This window comes from Allokutzneria sp. A3M-2-11 16, assembly GCF_024213555.1.
Taxonomy (GTDB): Bacteria; Actinomycetota; Actinomycetes; order Mycobacteriales; family Pseudonocardiaceae; genus Allokutzneria.
Window position 1 is genome coordinate 2,578,154 of record NZ_JANAVO010000001.1, and the last position, 13,924, is coordinate 2,592,077.

The window sequence follows — 13,924 nt, forward strand, 5'->3', positions numbered from 1 at the left end:
GGGCACACCAGCGGCAAAGCGAACGACCACCGTCGCATAGCGGTTCCCCCGCCACCAGCGGCCAAACCGGTGCTCTCTGTCACATCGACATGACGCTTTGTGACAAAGCGCTGGTCAAGGAAGTGCAAAGCGCAGATTGTTACTGGACGGTGTAGTCCAGGATCTGGGAACGGCAGAATGTCGCAGGTGGCGAACGTGATCACCATCGAGGACCCGGCCGACCCCAGGCTGGCGGACTTCCGCGACCTGTCCACGGCCGACCGCAGGCCCGACCGCCCCGGCGGCCGCGGGCTGGTGCTCGCCGAGGGCGTCGTGGTGGTGGAGCGGCTGCTCGGCTCCCCCTTCCCGGTCCGGGCGCTGCTCGGCGTCGCCCGCCGGATCGAGGCGCTGGCCGATCGGCTGGAGCCGCTGGACGTGCCCGCCTACGTGGCCACCGCCGAGGTCATGGCGGAGGTGGTCGGCTTCCACCTCAACCGCGGCGTGCTGGCCAGCGCAGACCGCGCGGTCCAGCCGCCCGTCGCCGACCTCCTCGCCCGCTCCCGCAGGCTCGCCGTGCTGGAGGGCGTCGGCGACCACGAGAACCTGGGATCGCTGTTCCGCAACGCCGCCGCGCTCGGCCTGGACGGGCTGCTGCTCGGCCCGGGGTGCTCCGATCCGCTCTACCGGCGCAGTGTCCGCGTGTCCATGGGGCACGTCCTCCGCGTCCCGTTCGCCACCGTCGAGGATCTGCCCGCAGGGCTGGACCTGTTGCGGGAAAACGGTTTCAAGGTCGCCGCGCTCACCCCTCGGTCCGATGCGGTCCCGCTCGCCGCCGCGGGGCTGCACACCGGGAAGACCGCGCTGCTGCTGGGTTCGGAGGGGCCGGGGCTGACCGAGGAGGCCATCGCCGCCGCCGACCTCGCCGTCCGCATTCCGATGTTCGGCGGGGTCGACTCGCTCAACGTCGCCACGGCGGCCGCGATCGCCTTCTACGCGGTGGGAATCCAAGACACGTCAGGGGAAACTGACCCGTCAGCCTGAACGGTGAAAAGGTCCCGGAACCTAGGTGATCACCCGAAAGGCCCTAAGATCCTTTGCCGTGGAGCTGCGCGCGCGCGAGGGACGGGCGGTCCTCGTCCGGTCCGGCGAGGGGCGCGCACTCGATCCTGCCGACCTCGCGCTGCCCGCCGCCCTCGTCGCCGCGCTGCACGAGTGGGCGGGCGTCGCGCGCCAGGTTTCCCTGCCGCCGCACGGAAACCACGGCCCAGCACTGGAGTTGATCACCCACCGGGGCCGCCTGCTCGCCGGGCGGGTGGCGGCGCTGCTGGGCATCCCGGTCCGCTACCGCGACCCGATCAGCGGCCGCACCGAGCTCGTCGAGGTGCCCAGGACGCGGCTCGCGATCCCGCCGCCCCCGGTGCCGATCGGTGAACCGACCCCGTGGGCGACGGGCCTGACCGTGAGCCTGTTCGTCGCCGTGCTGGTGCTGTGCGTGATCATCGCCCTGTCCAGCGGCCTCGCCGACGCGAGCCCGTGGTTCGCCCTCGGCGCGAACGCGCTGATCGCCGCGGGCCTGGCCCCCTCGCTCTGGCTGTCGAGGTCGGTCCCGGTCTGGCGCTGGGTCGCGCTCGGTGCCACCGCGGGCCTGCTCGCCGCCTGGCTGTCCCTCATCCTCGCCCTGTTCCTAGGCTGACCGCCCACGCACCCACGTTTTTCCCGATATGTGTCCACAACGCGCCTAGGCCACGTCCTGCCCGCGGCCCCCAACCACCGCGATACCCCCCCGCACTCACCCCCCGCCACATCACCCGCGCAGCCCAAAATCCCGTTTCGTACTCAAAACGGGTTTTTGGAGCGCTCTTTTCCCGTTATGAGTACGAAACGGGGTTCTCTAGACGGCGCCCGCCATGGTTGGGGTGGAAGGGCGGGTGGAGTGCATGGGCTGAGTTTACTCGGTGTGCGGAGTGCGGGCGGGACTTGGAGGATGTGGGCTAGGCCAGAGAGGCCGTCCACGCGGAGTGGAGTGAGGCGAACTCGCCGCCGCTGCCGAGCAGTTCCTCCGGCGAGCCGTCCTCGGTGATCTCACCGCGTTCCATCACCAGCACGCGGTCGGCGATCAGCACCGTGGACAACCGGTGGGCGATGATCACCGCGGTGCGGTCGCGGAGCACGGTCTCCAGTGCCCGCTGCACGGCCCGTTCGGTCGGAATGTCCAAACTGGACGTTGCTTCGTCGAGGATGAGCACCGCCGGGTCCGCCAGGAACGCCCTGGCGAACGCGACGAGCTGGCGCTGCCCGGCGGACAGGCGGCTCCCGTGCTTGTTCACGTCGGTGTCGTAGCCGTTGGGCAGCGCCGAGATGAACCCGTGCGCCCCCACCGCCCGCGCGGCCTCCTCGATCTCCGAGCGGTCCGCGGAGGGTTTGCCGAGCGCGATGTTCTCCGCGACGGAACCGGTGAACAGGAACGACTCCTGGGTCACCATCACCACCGCGCGGCGCAGGTCGTCCTCGCTGAGATCGCGGAGGTCGACGCCGTCGAGCGAGACCACGCCCTCGGCCGGGTCGTAGAACCTGGCGAACAGCTTGACCATCGAGGACTTTCCCGCCCCCGTCGCGCCGACCACCGCGAGCGTCTGGCCCGCCGGCACGTGCAGGTCCATCCCGGACAGCACCACCGGCGTCTCCTCGGAGTACCGGAAGGACACCGACGACATCCGCAGCTCACCGCGCGCGGAGGGCAGCGGCGTCGGCCGGGCGGGCTCGGGAACGCTGGGTTCCTGGGCCAGCACACCGGAGATCTTCTCCAGCGCCGCGTTGGCCGACGCGTAGGTGTTGAGGAAGTTGCCGAGCTGTTCGAGCGGGTCGTAGAACAGGCGCACGTAGATCAGGAACGCCGCGAGCACGCCGACCGCGATCTCGTCGGCCGACACCAACCACGCGCCGACCGCCAGCACGACCACGAAGGACAGCGAGCCGACCAGGCGCAGCACCACCAGGTACCAGCCCAGCACCCAGGTGGCCCGGTTCTGCGCGAGGCGGTAGCCGTCGTTGTGCCCGTCGAGGACCTTCGAGTTCGCCTCCTCGCGCCGGTACGCCTGCACCGCGCGGATGCCCGTCATCGTCTCGGTGAAGTGCGTGATCACCTTGGCGATCTCGGTCCTGGTGCGGCGGTAGCAGCGGGCGGACTCCTTGCGGAAGACCATGGTGGCGATGAACAGCGGGACGAAGCCGGTCAGCACGATCAGCGCCAGCCGGTGGTCGAGCGAGAGCATCAGCACCGTCACGCCGATCACCGTCAGCACCGAGGAGATCAGCCCGTCGAGGCCCTCGTCGATCAGGTCGCTGAGCGTGTCGATGTCGCTGGTGGCGCGGGCGATCATCTTGCCGGAGGTGTAGGACTGGTGGAACGACAGCGACAACCGCTGCGAGTGGGTGAACAGCCTGCCGCGCAGGTCGATCAGCACGTTCTGGCCGATCCGGCCGGACGCCAGCAGGAAGCCCCACCGCAGCCCGGCGGTGAGCAGCGCGCTCGCCGCGTAGCCCGCGACGAACCACGCGATCGGCACCGGATCGCCCTTGACCGCGGCGGGAACGCCGATGTCGAGCGCGCCCGCGATCAGCAGCGGCCCCGCGAGGTGCGCGGCGTTTTCGGCCAGTACCAACACCATCGCGAGGACGGCGGGCATTCGGTGCGGTCGGAGCAGCGAACCGAGCAGCCTTCGCGCGCGACCCGGTTCGGCCTCGATCTCCAGGGGGCGCGTCATCGCGCCGTCACCTCCAGGTCCTCCAGTTCGGAGGGTTGATCGTCCATTGTGGACAGAAGAGTGCGGTAGACCGTCGAGGACGCGAGCAGTTCGCGGTGCGTTCCCGTCGCCACGATGCGTCCCTCGTGCAGCACGGCGACCCGGTCGGCGAGCTGCACCGTGCTCGGGCGGTGCGCCACCACGAGCGCGGTGACCCCGCGCAGCACGCTGCGCAGCGCCTGCTCGACCTCCGCCTCGGTGTGCACGTCCAGCGCCGACAGCGGATCGTCGAGCACCAGCACCGCCGGGCGGCTGATCACCGCGCGCGCCAGCGCGAGCCGCTGCCGCTGACCGCCGGACAGGGACAACCCCTGCTCACCGATGGGCGTGTCCAGGCCCTGCGGCAGCGCGTCGACGAAGTCCTCCGCGTTGGCCACCCGCAGCGCCTCGCGGACCTCGTCCTCGGTCGTGGGGCGGTGGGTGCCCATGGCCACGTTCTCCCGCACGGTGGCGGAGAACAGCACCGCCTCCTCGAAGGCCACCGCGATCCGGCCGCGCAGGTCGTGCAGCGAGAGCTCGCGGATGTCCGTGCCGTCCAACGTGATCCGCCCGGCGGAGACGTCGTAGAAGCGCGGCACCAACGCGGTCAGCGTGGTCTTCCCACAGCCGGTGGCGCCGACGAGCGCGACGGTCTCCCCCGGGTGCAGCGTGAGGTCCACTGTGGACAGAACATCGGTTTCCGCAGCGGGGTAGCGCATCCGCACACCCTCGAAGCGGAGCTCACCGCGCAGCGGGTCCGGCAGCGGCTTGGGCTCGGCGGGATCGGTCACGATCGGTTCGGTGTCGGCGACCTCGCCGAAGCGCTCGCAGGCGGCCGCGGCCGAGTTCAGCTCGGCGAGGAACCACCCCAGCGACTCCACCGGCCAGGTGAGGAAGGTGGTGAGGGTGATCGCCGCGACCAGCGTGCCCAGCGTGATGGTGCCGTTGGCGATGCCGTGCGCGCCCGCGGCGAGCTGCGCGGCGATGGCGAGGCCGGGCAGCACGATGATCGTCGCCCACAGGACCGCGAGCACGGAGATCTTGCGCAGCCCGGTTTCCCGCAGGTCCGCCGCCTGCCTGAGGTAGTGCCCGCGCAGGTGCTTTCCTCGGCCGAACGCCTTCAGCACGCGGATGCCCAGCACCGACTCCTCCACCGTGGTGGCGAGGTCCCCGGCCTGGTCCTGGGCGCGCCTGGCCACCACGCGGTAGCGGGTCTCGTAGAAGTAGGTGCTCACCAGCACGGGCAGCATGCACACCGTCACCACGAGGCCGAGCACGGGCGCGAGCGTGAACATGATGCCGAGGCCCACGAAGATCGTGGTCGTGTTGATCACGAGGTAGATCAGCGTGAAGGTCATGAAGCGGCGGATGGTCGCCACGTCGTCGACCCCGCGGGAGAGCAGTTGCCCGGACTGCCAACTGTCGTGGAAGCCCAGTGGCAGGCGTTGCAGGTGCGCGTAGAGCGCCGCGCGCATGCCCGCCTCCGCCTTGTTGTTCGGCGGTGCGGAGAGCTGTCGCCGCGCGAACAGCAACGCCGCCTCGACGATGCCGAGCCCGAGCACCGCGAGCACGAGCCAGACGAGCGTGGTGACATCGCCGGTGCGCACCGGGCCGTCGATGATCTTCTGCGTCACCAGCGGGACGACCAGGCCCGCCATCATGGCGCCGAGCGCGCAGATCCCCGCCGTGATCAAGGGGAGCCGGGATGCTCGGTAGTAAGGAACCAATCGTCGTAGTTCTCTCAATGTCGATCCCCGGTTGAGCACCGGAACGTCCCCCTCACGTCCGCAACGAACTCGCGACGCTACGACCCCCGGGGGCGTGCGGTCATCTGGTTTTCCCGGTGTCCGCACAAATGATTTGCGCAGTCAAGACGTGTCTGCATCGCTCGAACGGAGCATGATCAGGGCGTGACGCGCGCATATTCGAGCCGTTTTCCGCGCACCACGCCGACGATGGCTTTTCCCGCCGGACGGCTGCTCGCCGTGGTCAGCGGGCAGATCTACCTGCTCGCTTCGGACGGATGGGATCCGCTCGCCATCCCGCGGCCGCATTCCGCCCGCCCGCTCGGACGAGCGGAGGCGGAAGCGCTCTGCCGACAACTCGGTCATCCGATCGAGGCACTCGATAGCGTTGGCGGAAGCCGACTACTAGAAGCAGGTACATCTACGCAATACGTACGCGGGGCCTGGAGAAGTAGACCTCCAGTCGGAGGCGCGAACGCCCACCGTGCGGTGAACTAGTGGTGACGTTTCCATAACGACGCCAGAAGGTGAGTGAGTCGGTGTTCGCACAACGAACCATGCCGGTGTTGTTGCCGCCGATCCCGGCGGACCGAGAGCTGTGGTCCACCCTCACAGCCTTGTTCGGGCAGATCGAGGCGGCGCTGGAACGGGCGCTGCAGCGCGGGTACGGCCTGAGCCTGTCGGAGTACCGCGCCGTGTGCGCCCTCTCCGAGAGCGACCAGGGCTACCTGCGCATGCAGGACCTCGCCGACGCAGTCGGGCTGAACCAGAGCTCGATCAGCCGCCTGGTGGCCCGGCTGGAACGGGCCGGACTGACCAGCCGCAGGCTCTGCGAGACCGACCGCAGGGGCGTGTGCACCGAGGTCACCGAGCGCGGCCGGTCGGTCTGCGAACGGGCCGTGCTCACCTACGAGGTCGTGTTGACCGCGGAACTGGACCGGGCCGCGGCCGAACCACGCTTCGCCTCCATGGTCGACCGCATCCGCGCCTGAGAGACCCTTTCCGGACAAGCGGACAACGCAGGGCCCCCGCCGCACGAACTCCGGCAGGGGCCCTGGTACTTGAAGCGGTTGCGTCAGCCGCGCTGCGAGCGGACGCCGAGCAGGACGTCCTCCCACGAGGGGACGATCGGGTGGTTCTTCCTGCCCCCCTTGCGGGCGGCGGGCTCAGCCCTCCGGTCGACATCGGGCTGCTGCTCGTCGGCCTCGCCGGCGACCGCGGTCTCCGGCTCGCCCGTCTCGGCGGCCGGTCCCGGGTCCAGTTCCGCGGGGAGCGGTTCCGGCTGGTACCGGCCGTGCGCGTTCGCCTCCTGGGCCACCGGGTCAGCCTCGGCGGTGGGGGCGGGCGGCAGCAGCGACTGCTCCAGCGGGCCGTGCGACTCGTCCAGCTCCAGCGCCTGCCGGGCCAGCTGGGTCACCGGCCGCACCGTGCGCAGCGAGCGGTTCGGCGTCGGGTCGATCAGGTCGGCCGCGTGCTCGTCCAGCGGCGTGACCGTGCCGCCGTGCGCACCCGGGTGGAAGATCCAGTGCGCGCGGATGTCCGAGCGCCCCGCCCGCCAGAGCAGCTGGACGACCCACTTGCCGTCCTCGCCCCGCCAGGAGTCCCAGTTGCCCGAGTCGTAGTCCTGCCCGCGCAGGCTGAAGGCGTGCGCGACGACCTCGCCGAGGGTCTGCACGTCCGGCCCGTCCTCGCGGACGGGGTGCGCGCGCTGGGCCAGGTCGGCCGTGCGCGAGCGCTCCAGCAGCACGGGGTAGGCGTAGCGCTCGATGCGCTTGGGGTCCACGCCCGCCGACGCGGCCAGCTGTTCGATGGACTCACCACCGCGGATGCGGGCCTGGATCTCCCGCGGCCGCAGCTGGCTCTCCAGCTCGATCTGGGCCTGGCCGAGCTTGGGCAGATCGCCCCGCGCGGCGGCGCGCAGCCGGTCGTCAGCGGGCAGCGTGAAGCGCTCACCACGTTCCGCGTCCTCCAGCACGACGGTCTGACCGTCCTCGCCGAGCCCGACGACTCGCAGCGCTCGCATCACTGCCTCCCCGATTTACTTCACCTCGCTAGAGGTCACGGTATGTCGGCGTGCCTACTTGACGCGGTAGGCGCGCCGACACTCAGTTCTCTTCCCCATGCGATCTTGCCCGAAGCGCGAGGGGTTCCGCATCTTTGATCTCGTGACGATACGAAGCCGAAACGGCCACATCGTGAACACTGCGTGATCACAATGTGGCCGTGGGCAACCGGATGTGGCTCAGCCGATCTGCTCGACCACCCAGTCCACGCAGCGGGTGAGCGAGGTCACGTCGTCCGGCTCGATGGCCGGGAACATGGCCACCCGCAGCTGGTTGCGGCCGAGCTTGCGGTACGGCTCGACGTCGACGATGTCGTTGGCGCGCAACACCTTCGCCACGGCGGCGGCGTCGACGGAGTCCGCGAAGTCGATCGTCCCGACCACGTGCGAGCGGTGCGCGGGCTCCGCGACGAACGGGCTGGCGAACTCCGAGTTCTCGGCCCAGCCGTACAGGCGCGACGCGGAGTCGGCGGTACGCGCGGTGACCCAGTCCAACCCGCCGTTGCCGAGCATCCACTCGATCTGGTCGGCGAGCAGGAACAGCGTCGCGACGGACGGGGTGTTGTACGTCTGCTCCTTCACGGAGTTGTCCAGCGCCGTGCTCAGCGACAGGAACTCCGGGACCCAGCGGTCCGACGCGGCGATCTCGGCGACGCGCTCCAGCGCGGCCGGGCTCATCAGCGACAGCCACAGGCCGCCGTCGGAGGCGAAGGACTTCTGCGGAGCGAAGTAGTAGACGTCGAAGTCCTCGGCCTTGACCGGCAGGCCGCCCGCGCCGGAGGTGGCGTCGATCGCCACGAGCGCGCCGTCGCTGCCCGCGGGGCGGGTCACCGGCACCATCACGCCGGTGGAGGTCTCGTTGTGCGCCCAGCCGATCAGGTCGACGCCCTCGTGCGCAGTGATCTCCGGGGCACTACCGGGCTCGGCCTTCACAACGACCGGGTCGGCCAGGAACGGCGCGCCCTTGGTCACGGTGGCGAACTTCGAGGAGAACTCGCCGTAGGTGAAGTGCTGCGCGCGCTCACGCACCAGGCCGAACGCGGCGGCGTCCCAGAACGCGGTGGTGCCACCGTTGCCGAGGACGACCTCGTAGCCCTCGGGGAGCGAGAACAGCTCGCGCAACCCGGAGCGGACGCGGCCGACCAGCGCCTTGACCGGCTTCTGCCGGTGCGAGGTGCCCATCAGCGCGCCACCCTCGGCGGCGAGGCGGGCCAGCTGCTCGGGACGGATCTTGGACGGGCCACAGCCGAACCGGCCGTCCGAGGGCTTGAGCTCGGCGGGCAGCTTCAGGGTCGTGGGATCAGCCGTCTGGGTCATTACGGCGCCTCCGGAAGGCGGTCTCGTGGTCTTCGATGACCCGGCGCCGTTGCCGGAGCCCTCAGTGTCGCAGCCCGATGACCTGGGCGTGACCACCGGGTGGCCATCCCCACGTCACGGTGTCGGCGGGGGCTGCTCGGTCATCTGCCCGGTCATCTTCACCGAGAGGGCGAAGTCGCGCAGGACTTCGGTGAAGTCGGGGGCGCGGTCCCAGTTCGCGGTGTGCCCGGCCCCGGCGAGCACCCGGACGGCGGCGTGCGGGGCGGCGGCCAGCAACCGGCGCTCGGCCCGCCGGTTCGCGCGGTCCCCGGCGCCGTTGAGGATCAACGTGGGACCGCCGTAGGCGCGCAGCGCGGGCGTGTAGTCGACCCCGGCCAGCTCGCGCAGGATCTCCGGCCCGGCCTGCGGGCGCACACCGACGGCCAGCACGGCGGCCGCGACCTCCCGGCCCGCCTGCCGGGTGAAGCTGCGCGCCGCGGCCCGCCGCACGTTGCGGTCCCCGACGATCCGGAAGACCAAGCTGAGCAGGGCAGCGTTGGCCCGCATGCGCAGGCCGACCCATCCGGTGTGGTCCCCGGAACCGCCGGAGACCACGAGACCGGCGACGCGCTCCGGGTAGCGCCCGGCGAAGCTCATCGCGACGTGCGCGCCGAGGGACAGCCCGACCACCACCGCGGGCCGCTCCAGCCGCACCCCGGCCACCTCGGCGACCGCGTCGTCCATCCGGAACCGGCGATCGGCGAGGGGACCGTGGCCCGGCAGGTCCAGGGTGATCACGCGGAACTCCCGCTCCAGCGCGGCCGCCTGGGACATCCACATTTTCCGGTTCACGCCCGCGCCGTGCAGGAACACGATCGGCAGCGCGTCCTCGGGTCCACTGGCCTCGACTGTCACGGAATGTGCGTTCCCCGATTCCCGCTCGGAGAAAACCCGTTCCGCTCAGTCCAGCAGACCGTTTTCCATCGCGGTGGTCACGGCGGCGGTCCGGTCGGAGACGTCGAGCTTGGTGAAAACGCGCAGCAGATGTGTTTTCACGGTCGCCTCGCTGATGAACAGCTCCTTGCCGATCTCGCCGTTGCTGAGCCCGCGCTTCACCTGGCGCAGCACCTCGATCTCGCGCGCCGACAGGCTCGGCACCTGGCCGCCGCGGACCCGGCTGAACAACTTCGCCGCGACCGACGGCGTGAGCACGGTCTCGCCGCGGCCCGCCGCCCGGATCGCGTGCAGCAGGTCACCGCGCGAGGTGTCCTTCAGCAGGTAGCCGGACGCGCCCGCCTCCACCGCGCGGAGGATGTCGCTGTCGGTCTCGTACGTCGTGAGGACGACGATCCGGCTGTCCGGGCACTCCGTGCGGATGCGCGCGGTCGCGGCGACGCCGTCCCCGCCGGGCATCCGCAGGTCCATCAGCACCACCTGCGGTCTGTGCGCCAGCGTCATGGCCAGCGCCTCCGGTCCCGACGCGGCCTCGGCGACCACCTCCAGGTCCGGTTCGGCGTTGAGCATCCCGCGAAGTCCTTCGCGCACAACGGGATGGTCGTCGACCAGGAGGATCTTGATCAGGGTCTCGCTCATATCGGCACCGCCACCTTCACCACCGTTCCCTCTCCGGGGGCGCTGTTCACCGCGAACGCGCCCCCCACCTGCTCGGTGCGGCTGCGCAGCCCGGGAAGGCCGAAGCCCATCGGCCTGCTCTCCGGGTCGAACCCCGCGCCGTCGTCGGCGATCCGCAGCAGCACCGCCTCCTCGGTGAACTCCACCGACACCGCGACCGCACCGGCCCCGGCGTGCTTGCGCACGTTGTTCAGCGCCTCCTGAGTTGCGCGCAGCAGCACTACCTCGATGTCGGTGGCCAGCCGCCTCGGTTCCCCGGCGACCACGCACTCCGCCGCGATCCCCAGGTCGTGGCCGACCCGGTCGACCAGCCTGCGGATCGCCTCGACCAGCGAGGAGTTCGCCAGCGGGGCCGGGGTGAGCGCGCCGACCAGGGCCCGCGCCTCGTCCAGGTTCTCCCGCGCGGTGCGCACCGCGAGCGTGAGGTGCCGCCGCGCCAGGTCCCCGTCCGTTCGACTGTCCATTTCGGACTCCGCGGCCTGGACCAGGGTGACGATGCTGGTGAAGCCCTGGGCCAGGGTGTCGTGGATCTCCCCGGCCAGCCGCTCCCGCTCGGCGGCCACCCCCGCCTCGTGCGAGAGCCGGGCGACCTCCGCCCGCGAGCTCTCCAGCTGCTCGATCAGCCGCTCCCGCTCCGCGCTCTCCACCGCGGCCCGGTCCAGCCAGACGCCGAAGGCCAGCGCGTAGAAGGCGAAGATCAACGCGAAGATCGTGTACATGACGACGTGCTCCCACTGCTCGCCGTCGAGGATCAGCCCGGTGACGGCGGTGAGGTCCAGCAACAGGATCATCACCACGGCCCACCCGAGCCGCACCGACAGGAACAGCTGCGGCCCGAGCACGAACAGGATCGAGCTGGCGTCCAGCACCGCGGTCACGGCGGGCACGTAGAGCACCATGATGCCGACGACGTAGACGGCGCCGCGCCACCTCGGCCCGGTCGTGCCGATCGCGGAGCGGCCGAGCAGCACGTACCAGAGGCCGAGCGCGCCGACCAGGATCAGCGCGGTCGTCTTGTCGGACGGGAGATTCGTCGGCGCCAGCGAGATGTTCACGACGGTCAGCGCCAGCACGACCGAGAAGAAGACGTCCCAGATCGGGAAGACCCGCTGCCAGACGGTGACCTGCCAGTGCTCCCCGAAGTTCCCGTCGCTCTCCTTCAGGCGCCAGCCGATCCAGGTCACCGACCAGGGTTTGCGCGTCACCGGCGAATCCGGGGGCCAGGTGCCCGGTTCGCCCGGCTGGGGCCGGGCAGACCGCCGTGGCGCTTCGAGCGGGACAGACGCGCCGGTGCGCCCGCGTGGAGAAGCAGTCCCCCCTGATCTCCACACGTGCGAGCGGCCCGGCCCCCGGATACCCCTCCGTCACCGCTGGCGGTGACGGCCGTGAGCGGGTGAGCGACCGCGGCATGGGCCGTGCCGAGGTGCTCCGTCCCGCTCATGGCCCGATGGTTCCGTGGCCGTGCGCCCGGTCGCGACGAACAAGCAGTGGAACGCGGTGTCCACCACCCGGTTGATGCGGCGCTTATGGCTTTTCGCCCGCGACGGCTCGTACCCGTCGCAGCGATTGCGCCCAAGTCGCTGTGGCCGGGCACACCATGTGCAGCAGCGAGTGCATGTCGCGTTCGTCCGCACCGAGATTCCGAGTGTGGATCGGTTCTAGGTGCGCGATGCGGTTGCGGGCCTGATACAGCCTTCGCAAAGGCTTCTGCACCCGTTCTCGATGATCTTCTGCGCCTGGGAAGCCGAAGCGGATCGAGGGAGTCCAGAGAGTGTGCCACTGCTGTGCTCTTCCTTTGCCTTCGCCCGGTCGCTTCTGGAGCGTTCTCCCAGCAAGTTCCGAGGATCGTCCAGCCAAGTACCTGGTAGACGCTGGCTTGCGTGCCATCCGGTCAGCCGATCGGTAATGACCTTGCGGACCACAATCTCAACGATGGCCAGCGCTTCGTGCAGAGCGCCGGAGAGCTTGATGTTCCATTCGTACGGGGCAAGCCTGTCGGAGGACAGCCGTTGTTCACGTAAAGTTGCTCATGAAGACCTGGATCGGCCTCTGTGCTTCGGCGCATGTCCCCATGGTTGTGGCTCTACCGAAGCCCGGCTCCCTTGGAGCCGGGCTTCGGCCATTCAGGGATCAGACCGGGGTGATGCCCGCCCAGCCCTCGATGGTCTCGGGGGAGCGCGGGGCGGGGCCGATGTATTCCGCGGACGGCCGGACCAGCCTGCCCGTGCGCTTCTGCTCCAGGATGTGCGCGCACCAGCCCGCGGTCCTGGCGCAGGTGAACATCGCGTGCATCATGTGCGGCGGCACCTCGGCGAAGTCCAGCACGACCGCGGCCCAGAACTCCACGTTGGTCTCGATCGCCCGGTCCGGCCTGCGCTCGCGCAGCTCGGCCAGCGCGGCCCGCTCCAGCGCCGCGGCGGCCTCGAAGCGCTCGGCGCCCAGTTCCTGGCAGGTGCGGCGGAGCACCCGGGCCCGGGGGTCCTCGGCGCGGTAGACGCGGTGGCCGAAGCCCATCAGCCGTTCCTTGCGGTCGAGGATGTCGGCGACCACGCGGCGCGCGTCGCCGGTCCGCTCGACCGCCTCGATCATCGGCAGCACCCTGGCGGGCGCGCCGCCGTGCAGCGGGCCGGACATCGCGCCGATCGCGCCGGACATCGCCGCGGCCACGTCCGCCCCGGTCGAGGCGATCACCCTGGCGGTGAACGTGGAGGCGTTGAGCCCGTGCTCGGCCGCGGAGACCCAGTAGGTGTCGATCGCCTTCACGTGCGCGGGATCGGGCTCGCCGCGCCAGCGGGTCATGAACCGCTCGGTGATCGTGCGGCACTCGTCGATCCGGTCCTGCGGGACGGCGGGGACGCCGATGCCGCGGGCCGACTGGGCCACGTAGGACAGCGCCATCACCGAGGCGCGGGCCAGCTCCTCGCGCGCGGTCTCCTCGGTGATGTCCAGCAGCGGGCGGTAGCCCCAGATCGGCGCGACCATCGCCAGCGCGGCCTGCACGTCGACCCGGACGTCACCGGTGTGCACCGGGATCGGGAACGGCTCCGCAGGCGGGAGTCCCGCGCCGAAGCGCCCGTCAACGAGCAGCGCCCACACGTCGCCGAAGGTGACCCGGCCGGCCAGCTCCTCGATGTCCACGCCCCGGTAACGCAGCGCGCCGCCGTCGCGGTCCGGCTCCGCGATCTCGGTCCGGAAGGCGACAACACCTTCGAGGCCGGGCCGGAACCCATTGTCGTGGCTCGCATCCTGCACCGCGTTGTGCATCCGATCGCCTCCTCGGCCGCCGTGGGTCGGCAAGCCTCATTAGTGGCCACCCGGACCGATTTACAAGGCGGCCTTCTATCTGTTTCGGTGCAGTAACCCTCCTCCCCGACACTCGGTGGCAGCAATCACCTCCTGCGGTGGCATGCATCACCGGCCAGGCGGTT

General features: G+C 70.5%; 11 protein-coding genes. 3 read left to right on the forward strand and 8 right to left on the reverse strand.

The window, feature by feature from the left end:
• Nucleotides 1-177: 177 nt before the first annotated feature.
• Both NLX83_RS12770 and NLX83_RS12775 read left to right on the forward strand, forming a co-directional pair.
• Nucleotides 178-1,020: a TrmH family RNA methyltransferase gene (locus NLX83_RS12770; RefSeq protein ID WP_256563070.1), complete on the forward strand. Its 843-nt coding sequence runs from the start codon at nucleotides 178-180 to the stop codon at nucleotides 1,018-1,020.
• A gap of 58 nt (nucleotides 1,021-1,078) precedes the next feature.
• Nucleotides 1,079-1,672 (forward strand): DUF2537 domain-containing protein, encoded by a 594-nt coding sequence (locus NLX83_RS12775; protein WP_254235034.1) that lies wholly within the window; start codon nucleotides 1,079-1,081, stop codon nucleotides 1,670-1,672.
• A gap of 298 nt (nucleotides 1,673-1,970) precedes the next feature.
• Here the strand turns inward: NLX83_RS12775 and NLX83_RS12780 are convergent, their stop codons facing one another.
• Nucleotides 1,971-3,743 carry an ABC transporter ATP-binding protein gene (locus NLX83_RS12780; protein ID WP_254235035.1) on the reverse strand — a complete coding sequence of 591 codons (1,773 nt, stop codon included), beginning with the start codon at nucleotides 3,741-3,743 and terminating at the stop codon, nucleotides 1,971-1,973.
• Entirely contained in the window at nucleotides 3,740-5,455 is a 1,716-nt protein-coding gene (locus NLX83_RS12785) for an ABC transporter ATP-binding protein (protein WP_254235036.1), read from the reverse strand. Before NLX83_RS12785 ends, NLX83_RS12780 begins: the two co-directional genes overlap by 4 nt.
• 590 nt (nucleotides 5,456-6,045) lie before the next feature.
• Here NLX83_RS12785 and NLX83_RS12790 point away from each other — a divergent pair.
• Nucleotides 6,046-6,498: a MarR family winged helix-turn-helix transcriptional regulator gene (locus tag NLX83_RS12790; RefSeq protein ID WP_231950492.1), complete on the forward strand. Its 453-nt coding sequence runs from the start codon at nucleotides 6,046-6,048 to the stop codon at nucleotides 6,496-6,498.
• 83 nt (nucleotides 6,499-6,581) lie between these two features.
• Here the strand turns inward: NLX83_RS12790 and sepH are convergent, their stop codons facing one another.
• From sepH to NLX83_RS12820, 6 genes are all read right to left on the reverse strand, one after another.
• A complete protein-coding gene (sepH, locus tag NLX83_RS12795; protein WP_254235037.1) occupies nucleotides 6,582-7,529 on the reverse strand; it encodes a septation protein SepH in 948 nt (315 codons plus the stop codon).
• Between the two features lie 219 nt (nucleotides 7,530-7,748).
• Nucleotides 7,749-8,885 (reverse strand): phosphoserine transaminase, encoded by a 1,137-nt coding sequence (gene serC / locus NLX83_RS12800; RefSeq protein WP_254235038.1) that lies wholly within the window; start codon nucleotides 8,883-8,885, stop codon nucleotides 7,749-7,751.
• 114 nt (nucleotides 8,886-8,999) lie between these two features.
• A complete protein-coding gene (locus NLX83_RS12805) occupies nucleotides 9,000-9,779 on the reverse strand; it encodes an alpha/beta fold hydrolase (RefSeq protein ID WP_254235039.1) in 780 nt (259 codons plus the stop codon).
• Between the two features lie 45 nt (nucleotides 9,780-9,824).
• Entirely contained in the window at nucleotides 9,825-10,445 is a 621-nt protein-coding gene (locus NLX83_RS12810; RefSeq protein ID WP_254236208.1) for a response regulator, read from the reverse strand.
• An 8-nt stretch (nucleotides 10,446-10,453) separates the two neighbouring features.
• Nucleotides 10,454-11,701, reverse strand: a complete 1,248-nt coding sequence (locus NLX83_RS41840) for a sensor histidine kinase (RefSeq protein ID WP_254235040.1) — start codon at nucleotides 11,699-11,701, stop codon at nucleotides 10,454-10,456.
• A 925-nt stretch (nucleotides 11,702-12,626) separates the two neighbouring features.
• A complete protein-coding gene (locus NLX83_RS12820; protein WP_254235041.1) occupies nucleotides 12,627-13,760 on the reverse strand; it encodes a citrate synthase 2 in 1,134 nt (377 codons plus the stop codon).
• Nucleotides 13,761-13,924 lie beyond the last annotated feature (164 nt).